General features: G+C 58.6%; 18 protein-coding genes. 7 read left to right on the top strand and 11 right to left on the bottom strand.

Annotated elements, in window-relative coordinates; all coding sequences use genetic code 11:
* Positions 1 to 201 precede the first annotated feature (201 nt).
* Genes GSQ77_RS04890 through GSQ77_RS04865 form a run of 6 tightly spaced genes read right to left on the bottom strand, consistent with a single transcriptional unit; the run spans position 202 to position 6,289 of the window.
* Positions 202 to 1,191, bottom strand: a complete 990-nt coding sequence (locus tag GSQ77_RS04890; protein WP_158899633.1) for a 4,5-dihydroxyphthalate decarboxylase — start codon at positions 1,189 to 1,191, stop codon at positions 202 to 204.
* Between the two features lie 19 nt (positions 1,192 to 1,210).
* Positions 1,211 to 2,611, bottom strand: a complete 1,401-nt coding sequence (locus GSQ77_RS04885) for an MFS transporter (protein ID WP_158899631.1) — start codon at positions 2,609 to 2,611, stop codon at positions 1,211 to 1,213.
* 51 nt (positions 2,612 to 2,662) lie between these two features.
* Entirely contained in the window at positions 2,663 to 3,652 is a 990-nt protein-coding gene (locus GSQ77_RS04880) for an ornithine cyclodeaminase family protein (RefSeq protein ID WP_158899629.1), read from the bottom strand.
* A gap of 23 nt (positions 3,653 to 3,675) precedes the next feature.
* Complete coding sequence (locus GSQ77_RS04875) at positions 3,676 to 4,221, bottom strand: hypothetical protein (protein WP_158899627.1); 546 nt, start codon at positions 4,219 to 4,221, stop codon at positions 3,676 to 3,678.
* Positions 4,218 to 5,111, bottom strand: coding sequence for a 4-hydroxy-tetrahydrodipicolinate synthase (gene dapA, locus GSQ77_RS04870; protein ID WP_158899625.1), 894 nt, complete (start codon positions 5,109 to 5,111; stop codon positions 4,218 to 4,220). The genes GSQ77_RS04875 and dapA overlap by 4 nt, the downstream gene beginning before the upstream one ends.
* Before the next feature lie 50 nt (positions 5,112 to 5,161).
* Entirely contained in the window at positions 5,162 to 6,289 is a 1,128-nt protein-coding gene (locus tag GSQ77_RS04865; RefSeq protein ID WP_158899623.1) for a cupin domain-containing protein, read from the bottom strand.
* Between the two features lie 215 nt (positions 6,290 to 6,504).
* On the opposite strand from GSQ77_RS04865, the gene GSQ77_RS04860 reads away from it, so the two are divergent.
* Together GSQ77_RS04860 and GSQ77_RS04855 are read left to right on the top strand one after the other, a co-directional pair.
* Positions 6,505 to 7,758, top strand: a complete 1,254-nt coding sequence (locus GSQ77_RS04860) for a citrate synthase family protein (RefSeq protein WP_367889647.1) — start codon at positions 6,505 to 6,507, stop codon at positions 7,756 to 7,758.
* 153 nt (positions 7,759 to 7,911) lie between these two features.
* Entirely contained in the window at positions 7,912 to 8,961 is a 1,050-nt protein-coding gene (locus GSQ77_RS04855; protein ID WP_158899621.1) for an alpha/beta fold hydrolase, read from the top strand.
* 64 nt (positions 8,962 to 9,025) lie between these two features.
* Here GSQ77_RS04855 and GSQ77_RS04850 read toward each other — a convergent pair whose 3' ends face one another.
* A complete protein-coding gene (locus GSQ77_RS04850) occupies positions 9,026 to 10,504 on the bottom strand; it encodes an MFS transporter (RefSeq protein WP_254067444.1) in 1,479 nt (492 codons plus the stop codon).
* A gap of 208 nt (positions 10,505 to 10,712) precedes the next feature.
* Between GSQ77_RS04850 and GSQ77_RS04845 the strand changes: the two genes are divergently transcribed.
* Positions 10,713 to 12,002: an NRAMP family divalent metal transporter gene (locus GSQ77_RS04845; RefSeq protein ID WP_158899617.1), complete on the top strand. Its 1,290-nt coding sequence runs from the start codon at positions 10,713 to 10,715 to the stop codon at positions 12,000 to 12,002.
* Between the two features lie 342 nt (positions 12,003 to 12,344).
* On the opposite strand, the gene GSQ77_RS04840 is transcribed toward GSQ77_RS04845, so the two are convergent.
* From GSQ77_RS04840 to dld, 3 genes are all read right to left on the bottom strand, one after another.
* A complete protein-coding gene (locus GSQ77_RS04840; RefSeq protein ID WP_158899615.1) occupies positions 12,345 to 12,617 on the bottom strand; it encodes a type II toxin-antitoxin system RelE/ParE family toxin in 273 nt (90 codons plus the stop codon).
* Positions 12,562 to 12,888, bottom strand: a complete 327-nt coding sequence (locus tag GSQ77_RS29895) for a type II toxin-antitoxin system Phd/YefM family antitoxin (protein ID WP_158899613.1) — start codon at positions 12,886 to 12,888, stop codon at positions 12,562 to 12,564. The genes GSQ77_RS04840 and GSQ77_RS29895 overlap by 56 nt, the downstream gene beginning before the upstream one ends.
* A gap of 295 nt (positions 12,889 to 13,183) precedes the next feature.
* The gene (gene dld / locus GSQ77_RS04830; protein WP_158900452.1) at positions 13,184 to 14,908 is read right to left on the bottom strand and encodes a D-lactate dehydrogenase; all 1,725 of its coding nucleotides are present in this window, start codon (positions 14,906 to 14,908) and stop codon (positions 13,184 to 13,186) included.
* A gap of 186 nt (positions 14,909 to 15,094) precedes the next feature.
* Here dld and GSQ77_RS04825 point away from each other — a divergent pair, with 186 nt between their 5' ends.
* The 3 genes from GSQ77_RS04825 to GSQ77_RS04815 all read left to right on the top strand — a co-directional run bounded on the left by GSQ77_RS04825 (position 15,095) and on the right by GSQ77_RS04815 (position 19,439).
* Positions 15,095 to 15,979 (top strand): LysR family transcriptional regulator, encoded by an 885-nt coding sequence (locus GSQ77_RS04825; RefSeq protein WP_158899611.1) that lies wholly within the window; start codon positions 15,095 to 15,097, stop codon positions 15,977 to 15,979.
* A 102-nt stretch (positions 15,980 to 16,081) separates the two neighbouring features.
* A complete protein-coding gene (locus GSQ77_RS04820) occupies positions 16,082 to 17,686 on the top strand; it encodes an MFS transporter (RefSeq protein WP_254067443.1) in 1,605 nt (534 codons plus the stop codon).
* Between the two features lie 121 nt (positions 17,687 to 17,807).
* A complete protein-coding gene (locus GSQ77_RS04815; protein WP_158899609.1) occupies positions 17,808 to 19,439 on the top strand; it encodes an ATP-binding domain-containing protein in 1,632 nt (543 codons plus the stop codon).
* Positions 19,440 to 19,463: 24 nt separating this feature from the next.
* Here the strand turns inward: GSQ77_RS04815 and GSQ77_RS04810 are convergent, their stop codons facing one another.
* Positions 19,464 to 20,765, bottom strand: coding sequence for a DUF445 domain-containing protein (locus GSQ77_RS04810; RefSeq protein WP_158899607.1), 1,302 nt, complete (start codon positions 20,763 to 20,765; stop codon positions 19,464 to 19,466).
* A gap of 326 nt (positions 20,766 to 21,091) precedes the next feature.
* On the opposite strand from GSQ77_RS04810, the gene GSQ77_RS04805 reads away from it, so the two are divergent.
* Entirely contained in the window at positions 21,092 to 21,355 is a 264-nt protein-coding gene (locus tag GSQ77_RS04805) for a BrnT family toxin (RefSeq protein WP_158900448.1), read from the top strand.
* Positions 21,356 to 21,409: the final 54 nt, after the last annotated feature.

The following is a 21,409-nucleotide window of genomic DNA, read 5'->3' as shown; positions in this document are numbered from 1 at the left end:
GCGCTGGATCGCAAGGGCCACACGCTCGCGTCGTCGTTGCGGTTTGTATCGGCGTGCGCGATTACGATGTTCGCATGCTATGGGCACGCCGCACCGATCCAGGCATGGATAGCCGATACGGCCCACAGCTTTCGCATCTGCTTACGCAGCACTTTTAGCTCAGCGATGGCCCCTGGCCGAGCTTCAATAACCGAACCGAAATCAAACCTTCACCGAGCTCAGGATTTCCCGTGGGAACAGATCTTCGGGTTGCAAAAGCCGATGGCAGACGCCTTGTCGATACGCAAACTTCAGGAACGCTTCCAAGGTCGTGCGGTTCGGCTCGATCCCGTACGGCCACACATCCGCGCCGAACAAACCCTCGGCCTGCTGAGCGCGCTCGCTCATCCACGGCAGCGGAAAGTGTGAACACGTAATGTCACGCAGACGTTCCAGGCTATTTTGTTTGGCCTCCTCGAAGGCCTTGAGCAGATTGCTGGCGATCCAGCGATTCGCCTCGAACGTCTCCCGGCGCAGCACGATCAAGTGCATGATAGGGAACACGCGGCTTTCGAGAAAATAATCGCGCTCCGCCTCGATGAAATCCGGGAACAGTCGCACGATCTCTCCGCTACGCTCGGCCGGCGGTGCCGGCGGCCGAGCGCTGAAAATGGCATCGATCTGCCCGTTCAACAGCAGATCGGTCAATGCGTATTGCGGTTCATGACGATACGCGACGCCCTCGGGCAATTTTATTTGGACCTTCTCCTTGCGGCCGGCCTGATTCACGCCGCCCTGTACCCACTCGACGTCCTGCAGTGCAATTTTTTGCGTGTCGGTCAGCCAGCCTCGCGTGTAGATCGAGGCGGTCTGCGCCCACTCGGGCAGCCCGATTTTCTTGCCGCGCAAATCCGCTGCGGTTTTGACCGCGCCGTCGCGGCGCACGTAAATCGACGAGAGCCGGAACGAGCGCGACGGGAATATCGGCAGGGCGATCAGCCGCTCATCGCCCTGGGAGCGCAGCGAAGCGTATTTGCCGAAGGACATCTCCGAGATGTCCCATTCCTGGAAATGCGTGGTCCGGTAGAAAATTTCTTCGACGGGCAGCACCGAAGGCAAGAGCTGAATACCTTCGGCGCTCACTCTGCCGGATACGAGATCCCGCACATGGTCATAGTCGTTGATGGCCAGGCTTAGCGTCAGTTTTGACATGAAGTGACTCGGTTTTTAGTTAATGCACGAAAGACGCCGCCATCGCCTTCTTGGCCGGCGCGGCAAGAAACAGCAGTGTGGCGGCCAGCAGCAGAGCCGCGCCGATCACGACGAACATGATCCCCGGCCCGCCCGACCATTGCTGCAAGACACCCGCGACTGCCGGGCCGAGCATGGCGCCAAACCGCGCCAAGCCAAGGAACACACCCACACCCGTGCTGCGGATTTCCGTCGGATAAGTGGAGGCAACGAGGTTGTTCAGTACCAGTTGCGGACCAATCACGAATGCGCCCGCGGTGACGATACCGATAAACGTGATCGAGCTGTTGGCCGCCAGCGCGAGTATGGCGATGGCCGTGGCGCCCAGAATCCATGAAACCCAGAGCACGCGCCGACGATCTCCGGCGCGGTCGGCAAACCAGCCGCCGATCAGCCCGCCGACGACAGAGGTTGCCGAGAGCAGCGAGCCGTAGGCGAAACTGGTGGACAGGTTCTCGCCACGCGCCAGCAAGATGGTCGGCAACCAGCCCGACAAACCGTATGAGGCGAACAGACTCAGTGCGCCGGCCGCCCAGAAGGAGAGTGTCTTGCTCCGGTATTGGCTGCTCAGTAGTTCGCCGATCGAGCCCGCGTTCGCGCCGCCATTGGCGAACGTGAACTGCGCGGTCTGATATACCCTCACGCGGTCGGGCCGTATCTTGATCATCAACGCCTTGACCTCGGGCCAGCGCGCTCGGCTCGCAAGGAAGTGCACCGACTCCGGCAACAGCAATTGCAGCACCAGCGCAAAAGCCAGCGCGATCCCACCGACGTAGTAAAGGCTTTGCCAGCCATACATCGGCGTCAATCGTGCTGCGATCAAACCGGCCGAGCTTGCGCCACCTAACCAGCCGATCGAAAAGAAGCAGATCGTAAATACGTTCGAGAGGCGCTTGGGCGCGATCTCGTTGATGAACGTGACGGCCTGCGGCATCAGCAGACCCAGCGCCAAGCCCATCACGACGCGCATCGCGATGAACGAAACCAGGCCGCTCGCGCCTACCGCGATCGCGAGGCTCATGCAGCCCGACGCCCAGCAGCCGAACAGCAGCACCTTGCGACGTCCGAAGCGGTCGCCGAACAAACCGCTTACGGCCGAGCCCAATGCAAAGCCGGCCAGGCCACTCGAAAGCATCAGGCCGATCTTGCTCGGCGATAGGCCCCAGGGGCCGGTAACGTAGTGGACGATGTAGGCCGCGTTATAGAGATCGTAGCCATCGAAGAACAGGATCAGCGCAATCATCACGCCCACTTTGATATGGAAGGCGACCATCGGCGCCTCTTCGATCTCGAGCCGCACATCGAGCGCTCGCGCAGCAGTGTCCCCCGCAGCGTTGTCTCCGGCAGAGGTTGGGGGTTGCCCGGTAAATTCGGCTGCCATGTTTTGTCTCCGTGATATTTCTATTTTTTTTAGTGGCGTTGCAATGGATATTCAGAACAGGCGAGGGGCCTGTCGTTGCGGCTGCGGCAGCGGTGTCCCCAGGCCCGCCTGCCGCGCCCGACGCAAGATCTCGATGCCAAGCGCTAGGTCGGAAATGCCCATACCCATTGCCTTGAATATGGAAATGTCAGTGCTTGCACCCCGTGGCGCGGCGGCTTCGATCACCTTGCTCAACGAGCGCACGCGATCCCAGTTCCTGGTTTCGCCGAACGCGCCGCGAAACTCGCTCGACAAGTTTTGTACTGCCTGAAGATCGTCTGCTACGGCAATGTCGCAACGCGCGAAAACGTCGCCGCCTAGTTCGGCACGTTCCGACGTGATCGCGCCCACGGCGTTGATATGCGTGCCGGGCGCCACGGATCGCGCATACAAGAACGGTTCCGTTGCTCGCGTCACGGTCGTGATGATTGCCGCATCCTTGACCGCCGCCTCGATGCTCGTGGCATCGACGAAGGCGATCTCCAACTGCGCACACTGCGCCGCGGCGCGCTCGATAAACGCTGCACGTCGCTGCGCGTTCGGGCTGAATACCCGCACTTCGCGCAACTTGCGCACCGCCGCGACCGCCGCTAATTGCGCAAGCGCCTGCTTGCCGGTACCGATCAAAGCGAGCGTATCGGCCTCGGGGCGAGCGAGCCATTTGGTCGCGACGCCCGAAATGCCGCCGGTACGCATCTGACCCAGCGCAAAGGCTTCGATAATCGCCTGGAGCTGGCCGGTTGCCGCATCGAAAAGAACCAGCAGCGGACACGCGCCGCCCGTCGTATGCGCCCATGTCTTGGTGCCAATCAAGCCTGCGCCCGGATAGACCGCGCCGATCGCATGCAGATTGTTATGGCCCCAGGCGACATGCGTCTTGACCATGTTCTGCGCTTCACCTCGGGCTTGAAGAGCGAGTCCGCTCTCCAGAGCAGTAATCGCTTCCGCAAGGCTCATCAGCCCAACAACGTTTTGTTCGGAAATCCAGATCGGCTCAGCCATTAATTTCTCACTCAAACAAGATATCACTCGAATATAGAAGGCACGGGCGGCGCTAGCTTCAGGGTGTTGACGACCATGGCATGCGTCACGTAGCGGCCGATGAGCAGCACGAAGGCCATCGCCTCACTTGGGCGCACCAAAGCGGCAAACGCCTCGAACTCTTTTTCGGTGTCGAGCCCGCGGGTATGCAGCGCTTTGAGCGCGTACCGCTGGGCCGCTTTTTCCAAGTCGTTGAGTTGACTCGCCGTGTCCGGGTTCAGTTGGTTGACCTGCGCGACCCACTCCTTGGGGAACCCGAGCTTCACGCTCAGGCGTTCATGCTGATGACGTTCGTACCGGTTCTCCATGAAGCTGGCCACCGTCAAAGCACCCAACTCGGTCAGGCGGTCAGGCAGTGCGTCCTTGAGCGCGTCGGTGAAATGCATGAACTGCAGCGTGACGTCCGGCGCATGGCCCGCGCACTTGAAAAGCTCGCCCAGATAGCCGAGCCGTTTGACACGCGGTGCCAGGTAGTCGGCAAGGTCCGCTCTCAGTTCGTCCATCTCCAACCGGGGAATCGACGTGCTCACGACAAACCCGCGCGTGCCAGCACAGCATCCAGGCGCAGTTCGAGTTCGCGCGTGGCAGGCATCATGGGCAAGCGGTGCTCATTGCTCTTCAATAGCCCCATGCGTTTCATCATGTATTTGATCGGAATCGGATTGGTGTCGTAAAAGACCGAGAGATTCAGGTCGAACAACTCGAAATGGAGCGCGCGTGCAGCGTGCAAATCGCCACGCTCGACGGCCTCATACAAGAGTGCAACCTTGCGCGGTGCCAGGTTGCCCACGGCGTTCATCAAACCGCAGGCGCCGACGGCCAGCATCGGGAAACTCAACTCTTCGAGGCCGACGAATACGCGCCACTGCGGCCCGAACGTATCGAGCATGTGCGTGACAAAGCCCATATCGTTGACCGCGTGCTTCATGCCGACCAGGTTCGGTATGGCTTCCTTCATCGCCTTGACGGTCGCCAGATCCGTGGTCACCGCAGCGCGCCCAGGGATGTGATAAATCAGCACGGGCAGTTCGGTACGTTGGCAGATATCGGTGTAATAGGCGATCAATCCGCGTTGCGGCGGGCGCACGTAATACGGGGTGACCACAAGAAGACCGGCAACGCCGGCTTTGTCGGCATGTGCTGTCAACTCGACGGTCTCGGCGTGAGACTGCGAGCCGGTGGCCGCCAACACTGGAACCCGCTTGTTGGTGGCTTCGAGTGCAACGTCCACCAAGCGGTTTCGCTCAGTCACCGTGAGCAAACTCGGTTCGGCCGTCGTACCGTTGACCAGGATCCCATGTCCGCCATTGACGATCTGCCAATCGACCAGACGCGCGTAGGTGTCGTAGTCGACCGCGCCGTCCTTGAAGGGCGTGACGATAGGTGTGATTGAGCCTTTTAGCCAGGAAACATCGGTCATTGCTGTCTTGTCCTTTTTTTCTGCGTCCTCTTCGTCACTTATTGGGTAACTTAGGCGGCAACCTTCTTGCGATTTGTCTCAAACCCGCTCTGCGTACCCAGCACCACTGGCGGCTCTTTCATGCTTTCCTGCCAGAGCAGCGATTCCATGTAGATGTTGAGCGGCTGATCCTGAATCGTCAGCTCATACACGTAGTCGTCGTACGAGGCATGGTTATGAACGGCCCAACCAGGTGCGGAAAGCATCAGGTCGCCCGCTTTCCATTCGTACCGGTTGCCGGCGACCATGCTGTAACCCGAGCCCGAGAAGTAATAATTGATCGCGGCGGAAACATGGCGATGCGGACGATCGACGATCTTGGGCGGCCGTATGGTCATGGTCGCAAAGAAGTTGGGCGTGATGCCGTTGGTGCGCCCGGTGACCGGGTTGTACATCATGTAGAGGCGTCGCCCGACGTAGTCGCTGCCGAGCGCTTCGAGCTTGTCCAGCTCGGCCTTCACCTGCTGCCACGGAAAATGCAATGGGTGCGATTCGACCGCGGTCGGGTTGATCAGCGTTTCATAGGGCATCAGCAGGCCGCCATCGGTGCCGATGGGGAACATCCCGTACGGATTCGTGCGTTTCGGATCGGCGCCGGCATGCTGAGGGGCCGCGGCTTCATGCTGAGGCGCATCGAGGCTGATCTCCCGCTGCGCGACATACACTTCCATGTGCTGCAGCAGCGCGATATTCGAATACACCAGCCGCGCCTGCACTTCCTTCGTATCGTTGGTGTGCACGTACGGCGCAAACGATGGGTGGTTCCACACGTCGTACTGCTTGAACTGAATGGTGCGGCCCGCGACCGTGGTCCTGCCAGCACCGCGGATGCAAAAATTCACTTCGGTGGCGTTGTGGCGCATCGGCGCGGTCGATTCGCCAGGCAGCAATACCTGGAGCGCAACCTGGATGCCGGGCGCCAAGCCAGGGGACCCGGCCCGTGCGCTAGGGTGGACGATCAGCGACTGGCGTCTGCCGTCTTTAGGCGCGGGAAGCGAGGCGAGCCGCGCGATTTCCGCATCGATTTCCTCGCCGGTTACGACCACCGGCTCCCAAAACGTGTTCTCCGCCGGGACGACGCCCGTCTGGTCGAGAAACAGGGCCTGCTTGCGCTCAAACTGGCGCTTCAAATCATGCATGAGTTTGTCTCCGAGAGATTCTGCTTATCTTTCTACTTGGCCATCGCGACACCGCAAGCGACGACCTATAGCTGCAAGTTAATCCTCGGATTTCTAATTATCAAGATCGATATTTAAAATCAATATAACGTTTTACGAATCTTGTACTGCCCTGTGTGTGCTTCGCTGTTTGTCGATGCTAGACTCCGTATCATTGATTATTTACTAGAAAAATGATGCAGAAAGATCTGATGACCCGGGAAGAGGTGTTGGCGAGGCTCAACATCAAGTCGGCCACTTTGTACTCCTATGTCAGTCGCGGCCTGATCAAGACCGCACCTCACGACGACGGTCGCAAGAGTCTCTATATGCGCGCGGATGTGGAGCGGGTGGGTAGCCGCAAACGCGGCCGGCCGCCACGCCAGGTTGCGGCCGAATCGACGATGCGTTGGGGCGAACCGATCATCAGCTCGTCGATCACGCAGATCACGACGCAAGGCCCCATGTATCGCAATCGTTCGGCAGTCGGGCTCGCAACGGCCGGCGCCTCATTTGAATCGGTCGCACAACTGCTGATCACGGGCGTGTGGCAGGACAGCATCTCAGCGTGGCCTGTCATCGAAACTCCTGCGGATGTGTTGCCGCTGCTCGATACCTACGCCGGCACGCTGGCCAGCAACGATATGGGCAACGTGCTGGGCATCGTTGCGCTCGCGATGGGTATGTGTGGTCGCGGCCAAGCAGAAATTTCAGATGGAAACTCGGTCCAGGCCGCGCGCTTGGTGATACAGAGCATGGTGGGTTGCATCGGTTTTCTCGGGCCGACGCGCCGCTTCGTGCGTCGCGACCCGGCAGAAAGCTTGGCGGCGTACATCCTGCGCGCGGCAAGCGGCACCGCATCGGCGGATGCGCTGCGCGCCATGAACGGCGCATTGACGGTGCTGGCCGACAACGAACTGGCGCCGGCAACCTTTGCCGCGCGCATTGCCGCGTCCACCAACGCGGATCTGTTCAACTGCGTTGCTGCGGCAATCGGCTCGCACGTCGGTTTTTCCACCGGCACCGCGACGCAGAAAATCGAATCGTTGTTACTTCAGAACGCAGGCGCGCATTCGTTGGAGTCGCGCTTGAACCTGGTGCGCGAATATGGCGCCAGCCTTTTTGGATTCAATCATCCGCTTTATCCCGATGGCGATACACGGGCCGATCTGATTCTGCAATTGATGCGTGAAACACCGAGCGCCACTCCCGAAACGTCCGAGACACTCGATTTTCTCGCGTTGGCCCGGGAAAAACTCGGGACGCACCCGGGCGTTGCTATCGCGCTTGTCACGCTTGCGCGTGGCCTGGGTCTGCCCGACGGATCGGCAACGGCAATCTGGATCATCAGCAGGACTGCAGGATGGGTCGCGCATGCGCTCGAGCAACGAACGCAAGCATTTCTGTTGCGTCCTCGCGCGAAATTCGTCGCGACTTCGTGGCCGTATTAGATTTGTTCAACTGAGTTGTTCAACTGTAACGCAATGTATCTGGCCACCGGAAATCTACATTAGCATTCAAATCCGACTGCTTGGGACACATCTCGGATACATCGGAATCGTATCTTCGCAACTGGTTCAGCCCCAATTGATGGAGAGAGATAGATGCCCGAAGAAATCAACCACCGGCGCCGCCTGTTTGGCGCTGCGGCGATGACCTTAGCCGCAGCCCAGCTTGGCGTAACCGGTTCCGCGATGGCGCAATCCGGCAAGACCAGCGCGGCAGGTGTGCCCGCGATCAAGCCGGGGACGAACACGTCCTTTGGCCCGATCAAGCAGATCAATGCCGGCCTTCTGAATATCGGCTACGCCGAAGCGGGCCCGGCAAACGGTCCGGTGGTTATTCTTCTGCACGGCTGGCCCTACGACATTTATAGTTTTGTAGACGTCGCGCCTCTGCTGGCCTCAAGCGGTTACCGGGTGATCGTGCCGTATCTGCGCGGTTATGGCACGACACGCTTTCTTTCCGACGACACGATGCGCAACGGCCAGCAATCGGTCGTCGCGCTCGACATCATCGCCTTGATGGATGCGCTCAAAATCCAGACCGCGGTCATCGGCGGTTTTGACTGGGGTGCGCGCACGGCCTGCGTCATCGCGGCACTATGGCCACAACGCTGCAAGGCGCTGGTCTCGGTGAGCGGTTATCTGTTGAGCAACGTCGACGACGGCAAGCACCCGTTGGCGCCGACGGCTGAGCACGACTGGTGGTACCAGTTTTACTTTGCCACGGAACGCGGCCGCGCCGGCTACGACAAATACCGGCATGATTTTGCGAAACTCATTTGGCAGACGGCCTCGCCGAAGTGGAACTTCGATGCTGCCACGTTCGAGCGCAGCGCCGCAGCACTCGACAATCCGGATCAGGTCAGCATCGTGATCCATAACTACCGCTGGCGGCAGGCCTTGGCTGCGGGCGAGCCGCAATATGACGATCTGGAAAAGCGGCTCTTCGCCGCACCGGTGATTACCGTGCCCACGATCACGCTCGAAGGCGATGCGAATGGCGCGCCGCACCCGCCTCCAGCGGCCTATAGCAAGAAGTTCTCGGGCAAATATACGCACCGGAACATCGAAGGCGGCATCGGCCATAACCTGCCGCAGGAAGCGCCGAAGGCTTTTGCTGACGCGATCATCGAGGTCGCCGGGTACTGAGCGATTGCATCTGGCGAGCGTCGGAACCGAGGGCGCGGGCTACAAAGCCTGCGCTCTCGGAAGCTCAGTCGATTAAACTCACCGGCACTTCGGCCTGCACGGTCGAGTGGCGATGCTTGTTGTTGTACACAATGGCGCTGAGCAACAAGATCAGTATCAAGCAAAGCTCTGCACCCAGGCCCGCAAGCGCCGCATTCAAATACTTTCCGGAGCGCTGCAACGTTTCCGCGAACACAGCACCCAAAAGAGCGGATCCCAGCCCGAAACAAGCCTGCTGTACCGTGCTCAGCACGGCGCTGCCGGCGCCACCTTGATCGGCTGGCACGTCGGCCAGGCCTATGCGGAAAAAAGACCCGACGATAAAGGCTTGCCCGAAACCGATCACCATGGTCGCAGGTGCGAGGTTCAGGATGCCCGGACCGGGCCACACGATGCGCAGTGTCGCAATCAGGGACAAAAGTCCGACCATCAGGATGACGCAACCCACAATCAAAACACGGGTGCGGCCCAGCCAGGCCACGCTGCGCGCGCTGAGCAGGGAACCGATGAAATAGGCCGTACCCATGGCCACGAAGACATTGCCTGCATGTACCGGCGACAAGCCCGCACCGGCTTGCAACGCCAACGCCATGACGAACATGTAGCCGCTCCACGAGGAGACGAACAGGAAAGCGATCAGCAAGCCGAAGCGAACGCTAGGCAGTCGCAGCAACGAAGGCGGCATCAGCGGGAACTCACCTCGCATCTCTTGGTGCAATTCGACTTTCCAAAGCAACCAGAGCAGGGGGATCGCGACCAACATAGGCAGCAGGCTTGGCAACGACCAGTGCAGCGTCGGTCCCAGCGACAGCGGAAGCAAGAGGCAAAGGATGATGATGGCGAGCAGCAATGTCCCGGACTTATCGATGCTGGCTGCATGGTCACGGCGCGTTTCAGGTATCCAGCGGCGCGAGAACGCAAGAACGGCGGCGCACACCGGCAAGTTCACCAGGAACACGCTGCGCCATCCCGTGCCGGCAATATCGGCCGATACCAGAAATCCACCCAGTACTTGGCCAACGATAAACGCCAGGCCGCCGATGGCGCCGTAAAAACCCAGCGCACGTGAGTGCTCGTGTCCTCTCATGCTGACGTGTATGGTGGCCAGGATCTGCGGGACCAACAGTGCGGCCGCGGCCCCCTGTAACCCCCGGGCGACCAGCAGGAACCACATCGAGTTCGCAACACCACACAACAGTGAGGCGACACCGAACAACAGCACGCCGATATTGAAGACGCGTTTGCGGCCAAAATTGTCGCCCAGCCTCGCCCCCATTGCGAGACATACCGCAAATGCGACGCCGTAGACAGCCACTAGCAATTCGAGCTCGGTTGCGCTGGCATTGAGCGAGTGGGCAATGGCGTCAAGCGCCACGTTGACGATCGAAAAGTCGATCTGCGGCAGCATTTGTCCGGCGAGCAAGACGAACAGGCCCGCTTGACTGAGTTTGGGGAGGGAGATCGGTGCGGTCATGACGATGCTTTTATCTGAAAGATACGACACGAATGCTATCAGCGAACGCGATTGCACACAGCGATGGCCTTTGCTGCGCACGGCCTTCGGCCAACTTTCTGCACTGTGCAGTGAACTACCGCTATTTAAGGCACTTCCCCCCGGAATTTCGTTTATTCTGACTCGGGTATGCAGTTCGCTCGTCGGGGTCGACTGGCTGCGACGTCAGTACGTTCGAAAAGGCCGGGAACCACTGCACATGGATACACTGACACCCGACCCGGTAAAACAACCGGATCGTCCCAAGCTGCTGCTGGTGATGGGGCCTGGCCTGATCACGGGTGCATCCGACGATGACCCGAGCGGCATTGCCACCTATTCTCAGGTCGGCGCGCAGTTCGGCTATGGGCTCGCCTGGACCTTGTTGTTCAGCTATCCGCTGATGGCGGCCATCCAGGAAATCAGCGCGCGCATCGGTCGGGTGACGGGCTACGGCATCGCGGGCAATCTGCGGCGCCACTATCCAACATGGCTTTCCAGCAGCATAGTCGGCCTGCTGTTGATTGCAAACATCATCAATCTGGGCGCCGATCTGGGTGCGATGGGGGCTGGGCTCAAACTGCTGATCGGCGGGCCAGCGCTGCTCTATGTCTGTTTGTTCGGGTTATTGTCCGCGGCGTTGGAGATTTTCACGCGCTATGCCCGCTATGTTTCGGTCCTGAAGTGGCTTTGTCTGTCGCTTTTCAGCTATGTCATTTGTGCCTTCGTCGTGGATGTGCCGTGGGGTGAAGTCGCGCGGGCCGTCTTCTGGCCGTCGATATCGCTTAAGCCGGACTACATTGTGGCCATCGTCGCGGTGATGGGCACTACGATCAGCCCTTATCTGTTCTTCTGGCAGGCAGAGCAGGAGGTCGAAGACGAGAACGAGCGGCCTGGGGCACATCCTCTCACGCACGCGCCATGGGAAGCGCGCGCTGAATTCTCCCGTATCCGCGTCGACACCTATCTGGGTATGGCGCTATCGAATGTCATTGCGTTCTTTATTGTTGTTACTACGGCGACGACGCTACACGCGCATGGTCATACGGATATTCAAACTTCGGCTCAGGCGGCCGAGGCACTGCGCGCGGTTGCCGGGCGCTTTACGTTCGTGGTGTTTGCGGCGGGCATTATCGGCACGGGTCTGCTGACCCTGCCGGTGCTCGCGGGTTCGGCAGCTTATGCGGTTGGGGAAATGCTTTCCTGGCGAGTCGGGCTGGCCAGTCGGCCTTTGCAGGCCAAAGCGTTTTATGCGGTTATTGCTGCGGCGACGGCGATAGGCGTGGGCTTGAACTTCACGGCTATCGATCCTGTGAAGGCCTTGTATTGGAGTGCGGTTTTGAATGGCGTGGTCGCGGTCCCAGTGATGATCGTGATGATGCATCTGTCCATGCGTAAGGGGATCATGTCGGCTTTTACGCTGCCACCCGCGCTACGTGTGCTGGGTTGGATCGCGACCGTTGTGATGGCGGCGACCGTGGTCGCGATGGTTGTTACGTGGCTTGCATGAGGTTGCGCGTACCCCTGCTTGCGGATCTGTGCGATCCGGTCTTTGAATTCGTCGCTGATTTTGGGGAAGAGGCTTTAAAACGTCTTATGCGCCAAACGGACGTCCTTGGTGACTTCGACTCAGGACTCCAGCCCGTACCCGGTGAGTGTGTCGACAGCTACCATACACGCGCATCAAGACCTCCCGCATCAGACTCGCAATAACAGGCCAATCGAGAAATCCGAAAGGCCGACGCCAGATATCCGATTCTCACGTAGTTCCAGGCGGCGGACCAAACACAAGTGCCGCGTTCGTCCCACCCAACCCGAACGAATTCGAAACCGCATAGCGCCCTCTTTCGCGCTATTGCTGCCGCTTCCAAATGCTGTAAACGTCGTCGTCGTTTCGCTTTCCAATGACGATGACCTCAACGGTGTCGTCACGGATTGCGTAGATGGCACGATACTCGCCAATATCGACACGCCGTTCGCCGTGTTTGCTCCCCTTCAGCAGAGAGCTGTCGTGCGGCTCCGGATCTTTAAGCAATCCAATTACCGTCAGCATCACCTGCCGAAACTGCTTAGCGTCGAGGCTTTCGAGTGTCTTGGATGCCTGTCGCGTTAGGCTTAACCTCATCTTGTACTGCTCCTAGCCGGACAAGGAGCGCGTTAACCTCTTCTGGTGTTGCGTAGCCTTCGTTGCGAGCCGCTTCTGCTCGCGCGAGCCAGAGCTGATCTTCCAGCTCAGTCAGGCGGCTAAGTAGCGCATCGTAGTCTCGCTTTGACACAACGTAGGCCACTGGCCGGTCATGTCGAGTGATGCTGACGGGTTGCCCTAAGGCTTGATCCAGCATCTCACCAAATCGGGTTTTAGCGTCCCGCGCCGTGTAATTGACGGGGGTATGCATACCTGACCTTCCTTCTCTCTAATAAACCTGGTTTGCTTTGGTTTCGTTTCGTTTGCTTGATTTGTGACGAGGAACTAACGGATCCAAGTACACGTGCGAAGTATAGTGCATAAGAATCATAATAGTCAAATTAATCACTTTGAATCACTTTGAATCACTTTGAATCACTTTGATGCTCGATGGCCATAATCGTCCCCATTTTCGCTCTGGCCGAAAAGCCTGTAGGCACATCGGTGCGTCGAAGCGAGGTAACCTCCGTCCTTCACGCGGGGGGCTGCCGCGGGCACCTGCATGATCAACCCTCCACCTCGCGATATTTCGTAAATTTCGAAGTCTTCCCTATCCCCGGATTGAAACAGTTGCACGGATCCAGCTCCTGATAGAACGTCGCGAGCGCAGGCTTAGCGTGATACAGATGCCCGACATTATGCTCAGCCGGATACTCCGCACCCCGTCGGTCCAGCAACTCCCACATCTTGTGTTCAAGTTCCAGGCAATCATTTCCCTTTTTCACAATGTAATCTTGATGAAACACATGACAAAGGAAGTGGCCGTAGTAGAGCTTGATAGAAATAGCTTCGTCGATTTCCGGCGGCAACTTCTCCAGCCAATCCCGATCATTACGCCTGAGTGCGATATCGAGCGCGACGATATTTTCAACCTCCTTGGCATGCACAGTCCGATAACGCACGGCCGCGCCGGCCGCCGCGAACCGATGAAGGAAAGCCTTCTTCCCCTCGTCATCCGTGCATTCAAAATACGCGCCGCTTGCGTTCGCGAAGTAGCGCGACAAAAAATCCTTCGCTTCAGCCACACCCTCGGCCGCGACCTTCAGCATCAAGTGATGCTCATACTTGTCCCGGTACTCTCTCATTCGCGGCGGAAGGTGGCTAGGAAACAAGCGGCTCAAGGCTTGCAGCACCCGATCGCTGAAATTCGACGGCAGAAAACCCAAACGATCGAAGAAAGCATCGCACCGGCTTTTCAGCCCGAACAACGCTGGCAAGCGCTCCGTACCCAGAATATTGATCATCAGAAACATATCCTTGCCATACTCTTCCGCAATATCGAAAGCGTCCTTGTGCAAGTACTCGCCCGAGATCGGCAGATGCGTGAAGTCGTGGAGTGCCTGGCGACGAATTTCCGTCAACACCTCCGGTTGGTTAGTGCCGATGTAAAACACCTTCGCCCCCTGCTCGATAGGAAACGTATCGAGCCGCACCGCGAACACCATCAGTTTCCCGGCTGATCCCGACGCCTCGTATAAGCGATGCGGATCCGCGTTGAAGCGGGCGGGCGTGTCGGCATCGATCTCACGGACGTGGGTAACGTAGTTGCGATCGGATGCGGCACCCGTATCGTGCTGGACATCGGCGTCCGAAAAGTCCCCGCGATCCAGTCGCCCCAGTACATCCTCCGGCGTACTTCCGAGGCGAATACCAAGATGGTTCACGAGATTAAGCTTGCCGCTCGCATCGACCTGGGCAAACACCGCCATTTCGGTATACGCCGGCCCACGCTGAACTAAAGCTCCACCCGAGTTATTGCAAACACCGCCAAATACCGAAGCACCGATGCAACTCGACCCAATGACCGAATGCGGTTCACGTCCAAGCGGTTTGAGCGTGCGCTCGAGCTGATCCAACGTGGCACCCGGTAGACAAACCACCTGATTCCCTTGCTCGATCACGTACACCTTCTTCATCCGCGTGGTGCTGACGATGACGATGTCGCGATCGTAGTTATTTCCATCCGGCGTGGACCCGCCAGTGAGACCGGTGTTCGACGCCTGCGTAATCACGATGACATTCGCCGACATACACGCTTCGAGCACCTTCCATTGCTCGACGAGCGTACCGGGTTGGACAACGGCCAAAGCCTTGCCCGCACCGAAGCGAAACCCAGTCCGGTAGCGGTGCGTCGCACTGTCGTCGGTGAGAACATGCTTGCCGCCCACTATGCTCTTCAGACCCGCAATCAACGAGCCATGGTCGCCGTTTAAATTCCCTGCCTGAGCCATCGATCCTTCGCGAACTGCCGACATCGTAACCTCCTCGTAAATATGACGATTGCGACGCGCCTGCGTGCACCTCCAGAGAGATAAATGCTCTCGGAAAACACAAAACGAGTCGAGCTAACGAAAGGTTAGAATCTGGCAAGCGATTAGTCCAATATCTCGATAACACCTTTTGGAGACGAAAAAGATATGGAATTTCGTCAACTGCGTTACTTCCTGGCTGTGGCGGAGCATCTGCATTTCACCGAGGCTGCGGCGCATCTGGGCATTGCCCAACCCCCATTGAGCCAGCAAATTCTCAAACTCGAACGGGAGATCGGCACCAAGCTATTCATCCGGCATCCGCGCCGCGTTGAATTGACGGAAGCCGGGCGAGTCTTGCAGGAAAGTGCGCGCCGCATCGTCGAAGACGCGCAGCTTGCGCTCACCGAGGTACAAAATGCGGGGCGAGGCGAGTCGGGGCATTTGTCGCTCGGGTTCGCAGGCTCAACGGTGTTTCACCCGCTCGTTGCCAGCGTCATGCAGAACTATCGCAATGCCTACCCGCGCGTTGTGATCCGCTGCGAGGAAAGCAATAGCTCCGCGCTACTGGACAAAGTGAGCGAAGGCCACGTCGACGCGGCGCTGGTGCGCTTGCCCCTTCATTGCAGGGACCTCGTCGTGCAGCCACTGGTCGACGAAGACATGCTCGCCGTTCTTCCGGCGAACCATCGCTTGAATCGTCGCCGACGCATCGATCTCGCCAGCTTGGCAGACGACTCGTTTATTTTCTTTCCCCGCCCGATCGGGCCCGATCTCCACGATTCGATCATCGCTGCGTGCATATCCGCCGGATTTTCTCCATCCGTCAGCATGGAGTCTCCGCAGATTTCGTCCACGGCGAATCTGGTCGCAGCCGGCTTCGGTGTCGCGTTGATTCCTGCATCGATACGGCAGATCCATGCCGAAGGCGTGTCCTATCACGAGTTGTTGGGCAAGCCATTGCATACCGGCATTGCGCTGGTGCATAGGCAACGCGAAAAATCGCCGACGGTATTGAACTTCGTCAAGGTCTTGCGCAAGGCCGCGAGCTAGCCCCGCAAGAGGGTTCAAGAAACCCCGTTAGACATATAGGTGTATATCAACGCAATATCCCATCGAATGTTACTATGGCCAGAACACTCGACGGATATTTCAATGAAGAACATGCCCGATACCGATGCCGGCGGATCGCCAAGCGTCGAACTCGACGAGGCTCGCCCCAAGACCGAGCGATGGGTGACCGGACGTCGCGCTCGCGTGCTGCTATGCGCGTCAGGCGTGTCGTTCATGATCATGCTCGACTCCAACATCGTCGCCGTTTCGCTGCCCGCCATCGCTAGAAATCTCAACGCCGCCTTCGCCGATATCGAATGGGTAGTGAGCGCCTACGTCCTGACTTTCGCGGCGCTGCTCATGCCCGCCGGGGCGCTCGCCGATCGTTTCGGTCGCCGGAAACTGCTGGCTGTCGGGTTGTCCGTTTTCACGGTGGCGTCCCTATTGTGTGGTCTCGCGCCGAGCGCGCCCGTCCTGAACTTTGCACGCGCGCTCCAGGGCGTAGGCGCCGCGCTCCAGCTCAGTGCCGCGCTTGCCGTTTTAGGCCACGAATTCCGGGGCTCCGAGCGCGCACGAGCGTTCGCTTTTTGGGGCACAGTGATCGGGGTCGCCGTTGCGCTCGGACCGCCTGTAGGCGGGATCATTACGTCGGCGTTCGGTTGGCGCTGGGCTTTCCTCGTCAACATTCCGGTAGGCATAGCGCTGCTCACGCTTACGGCGACCGCCGTTCAGGAATCGCGCGATCCCGATGCACGTGCGCTCGATCTCGCCGGCATGACGCTGTTCGGCAGTGGCCTGTTTTGCCTGGTCTGGGCATTGATCGGTTCGAATACGATCGGCTGGTCAAACCGCGTCACGGCCATCAAGTTCGGTGCCGGAGTCTTATTGCTAGCGCTCTTCGTTGTGGCGGAACGTATGCAGAAGCGGCCGATGGTCGACTTTGATCTCTTTCGCAAACCCACGTTCCTGGGTAGCGCCGTCGCCATGCTCGGCTTCGCGTCGGCCGCTCAAGTCATGATGACCTACCTGCCGCTGTATTTGCAGAACACCTTCGGCCAAAGCCCCGCGGCCGCCGGGTTGGGCATGCTGCCTTTTGCGCTCCCGCTGTTCTTTTGCCCACGGATCGGCGTGAGACTGGGCGGCCGGATTTCAGGGCGCGCGTTGCTCACGATCGGCCTTGCTATCGTCGCCATGGGCAATCTCGCCACGGCCGCGGCAGCGTGGGCGGCGATGCCCTATCCGGTCCTCGCCCTCGGCATGTTCGTGACGGGTTGCGGCGCGGGGCTGCTCAACGGCGAGACGGCTAAAGTCAGCATGAGCGTCGTGCCGCCGGAACGCGGCGGGATGGCGTCCGGCATCAGCGGAACGCTGCGCTTCGTCGGCCTGGTCACCGGCATCACGGCCCTGGGCGCGGTGCTCGTGAATGAAACGCAGCGACATTTCATAGCATTGGCACCGGCGTCCCTGTTTTCGGATGCCACAGGCGCAAACATTCATTCGCTGGTTTCCCGCATCCTCGCAGGCGACATTCCCGGCGTGGTTTCACAGATAGCGGCCCCGGCTCAGGCAACGATGCTCGAAGTTGCGCGCTTGAGCTTCGCTTCCGGTTTCACCGTCGTCTTATTGGTGGCCTCCGCCATCGCCGCACTCGCAGCCATACTGACATGGAGTCTTATCAGCGCCGTGGAAACGGCGCCCCACCGTTAAGAGAGAATTGGAAATTCGATTGCTCGCGCTTCGCAAGCAATCCACCGGTATACGCCAAGCCACGCGGTAACATAGAGCTCTCGCAGCCAGTGCTCTTAACACCTCGATAAAGGATAGCCCCGTGGCACGTGTCATTCCGGACGGATGGGAAACCATGCAGGAAACGGGCGCCGCCCAGCGCGAACTCGAAACGCTGGCCGTGCTGGCGACAGCGCTCCCCGATGACTACACCGTCTATCACTCGGTGCACTGGACGAACATCGACCATAGCCATGCGATCTACGGCGAAATCGATTTCGTCGTCGTGAACCGCAGCGGGCACCTACTGGTTATCGAACAGAAAAGCGGCTACCTGGACGAGACCGAGAACGGTCTTGCAAAAAACTACGCGGGCAAGATCAAGGTGGTGTCCGTACAGATGGGACGTACGGTGGATGGATTGCGCGGCAAGTTGATGCGCAGCCTCAACGGGCAGCCGGCGACGATAGAACACCTCTTGTATTGCCCGGACTACGTCGTGAAGAACCCGCTGACCGCGGGCCTTTCGCCCGAACGCATCGTCGACGCCAACCGACGCGATCAATTGACGAGGCTCATACAAACGATCTTGCCGCCGGGAGAGGATCGTCCGATTGCGGAGCGCGTTCATCGCTTTCTGCGCGACATCATTCATCTGGAAACCGATGTCAGCGCGCTGATCGGTCAAGCGCAAGCGCTGATCACACGCGTATCCGGGGGGCTGTCGCATTGGGCACGCCAACTCGATATGGACCCGTTCCGGCTACGCGTGATCGGCACAGCCGGTTCCGGCAAAACACAACTCGCGCTAGCTGAGTATCGTGACGCGGTCGATCGCGGGCAAAAGCCGTTGTACGTCTGCTTCAATCGTCCGCTAGCCGACCATTTCGTTTTGATCGCGCCGCCGGGCGGTTTGGCATGTACGTTCCATATGCTGTGCGATTTGCTGCTGCGGCACGCTGGGCGCGCGCCCGATTTCACTCGACCGGATGCTTTTGCACGACTCGTGAGCGACGCCGCGAAACTTGCTATCCCGGAGGAATTTCTGTTCGACACCATCATCATCGATGAAGGGCAGGACTTCACGGCGCAGTGGCGTGATCTGATCTTGCGTCACGCGAAACCACAGGCGCGGATGATCTGGTTGGAAGATCCCATGCAGAACCTCTACGATCATCCGCCGGTCGATCTGCCGGGTTGGGTCAGACTGCGCGCCAAGTCCAATTTCCGCAGCCCTCGATCGGTCGTGAAATTGCTGCAATCGTTGCTGCCGGGCGGCACGGAAATCGAAGCCGCCGCGCCGATCTCCACTGCCGAGGTCGAGATCCTGACTTACCGGGATCAGCCAGGGTTGTTGCAGGCCGTCAAAGACGCTGTCCGGCTCAGCTACTCGGCGGGTTTTCGCAAGAATGATGTGGTCCTGCTCAGCTATCGTGGCCGAGAGCATTCGCATCTGCTTGGACAAAAGCAGCTCGGCCCGCAAACCTTACGCACCTTCACGGGCGAATACGATCTGTTCGGGCAACCGGTCTATTCGGAAGGCGACATGCTGATGGAATCGGTATATCGCTTCAAAGGCCAATCGGCTCCGGCAGTGGTGTTTGCCGAGATCGACTTTGAAACGCTCGATGAACGAGAACTGCGGAAGATCTTTGCCGGAGCCACGCGTGCCACGTTGAAACTGGTGTTGGTGATTTCGGAGCGGGCGGCGACCGCGCTTTTACAAAGCGTGTAGAAGGTCGCACGGCCTCGCACGCAATCACGCCGCCATCGTCGTGGCAACATGAATGATCAGACCGACCAAACCGCCGACGAAGGTTCCGTTCAAGCGTATGAACTGTAGGTCGCGGCCGATGTTGAGTTCGAGCTTGTTCACCACCTCGTGCTCTTTCCACTCTTTCATCTTGCCTGAAATGAACGCGCCGATTTTTGGACGGAAGCGGTCCAGCAGTTCGGGAACGTAATTCAAGATTTGGTCGTTGATCCAGGTTTGCATCGGCGTGTCGCTGCTGAGCGTCGTGCCGAGCCGACCCGCAATTTCCGATATCTTTGCGTGTATCAGCGACTGCTTGCTTGAAAGGTCCTTTTGAATCCACGCGCTGATGTCGCGCCATAAGCTGTCGACGAAATCGGCCAACACTTCGTTGGAAGCGAGCTGCTCCTGATACTCCTTAATTTTCAGGCGAAACAGCAGATCGGATTTCAGCTTGACGATCAGTTCCGCGATTGCCCTGTCGAATTCCGCACGTAAGGGATGGTTGGGATCCTGATCGACCTCGGCTAACGTGTCGCCTACGTATCCGAGGATTTTTTCGATGAAGAAGGTGGCGGTCGTATCTTTCCAGGATTTGACGTATAGCGGAATTTTGTCAGCGGCGAAGTCGATGATGCGGCGTTTGATTTCGGGTTCGTTGATGTAGTTGCTGGCCCCCTTCAGCATTTGATCGAGTATGGCCTGGTGTCGTCCTTCGTGCGTGAGCGCTCGGAGGATCTGGCTAGCGAAGGTCGACAAATCCAGTTCGTTGAATTTCAGCGCGACGTTTTTTCGCAGGAAGGAGCGCACTTCCGTTTCGTCGAGCGCGTTGAGACCGTATGCGAGAACCTTGACCACGATGGTCCCGATCATGTCGGCATGTTGATGGTCTGAAAGCCACCCTGCGAGCTTCTGCGCGGGATTGAAATCGCGGATGACCGAGGTGACGCGTTCGGTCGAGAAAAATTCGCCCTGTACGAAATCGCCGAGGTTATCGGCGATGCGATCCTTGTTCTTTGGAATGATGGCTGTGTGCGGGATAAACGATAAGCCTAGCGGATGCCGGAACAATGCCGAAACGGCGAACCAGTCTGCCAGCGCGCCGACCATCGCGGCCTCCGCGAACGCGCCGACGTAAGGCCACGCGACGCTCGTGTTCTTGAAGAATACGGAGGCGATATAAAGCCCCGTTACGAATAGCAGCAGGCCGGTCGCAACCCACTGCATACGCCTCAACCTTATCCGCTTTACTTCGTCCTCTGCTCGCGCGAGCCGGACATAGACCGAATCAACGTACGGGGTAGGCATCTGAAAGAATGCTCCTGTTAGAACATCTATAGGTCAACGCGCTGGGCGATCTGAAGCTCCGATGGGCGACGCGGACCGTCAACGTTGCCTGCGTGCCTCGACCATTCGTCAAGTACGTCTCACTGGCATCAATACTGACCGTTAGTTGACTCGCCGTCGTCGAACATTGCTCACACAATGTTTGTGAACCCGAAGCTTCGACTCGTGAACGTAGAGAAAAATGCCCGAGTGAAATGTCGACGGCCAGTCGCTGACACCCGATCAAACTATAACGACAATTTGCTTGACCGCCAATTATTTCGTAACTACAATTTAATTACACGGACATCGAATTCGATCCCTCCAAGAGCCGCCGCAATGAAATTCTTCGCGGCATCTCTTTTGAACTGGTGCGTGAGTTCGATTTCATTACAGCCCTGACCAAAATTGACGCCCGGTGCGACTATGGCGAAACGCGCTATACGTCGATTGGCCCCATCGCATACCGGCTGCACGTGCTCGTATTCACGATGCGTCCACCAGGCATTCGAGTAATCAGCTTACGAAAGGCAAATGACCGGGAGGTTGCCCTTTATGAACAAGAAACCTAACCCCGAACTGACCGATTCGGACAATCCCGAATGGACTGCGGAAGATTTCAAAAA

This window comes from Burkholderia sp. L27(2015), assembly GCF_009765705.1.
GTDB lineage: Bacteria > Pseudomonadota > Gammaproteobacteria > Burkholderiales > Burkholderiaceae > LMUX01.
This window is presented reverse-complemented; position numbering and strand designations above follow the sequence as displayed.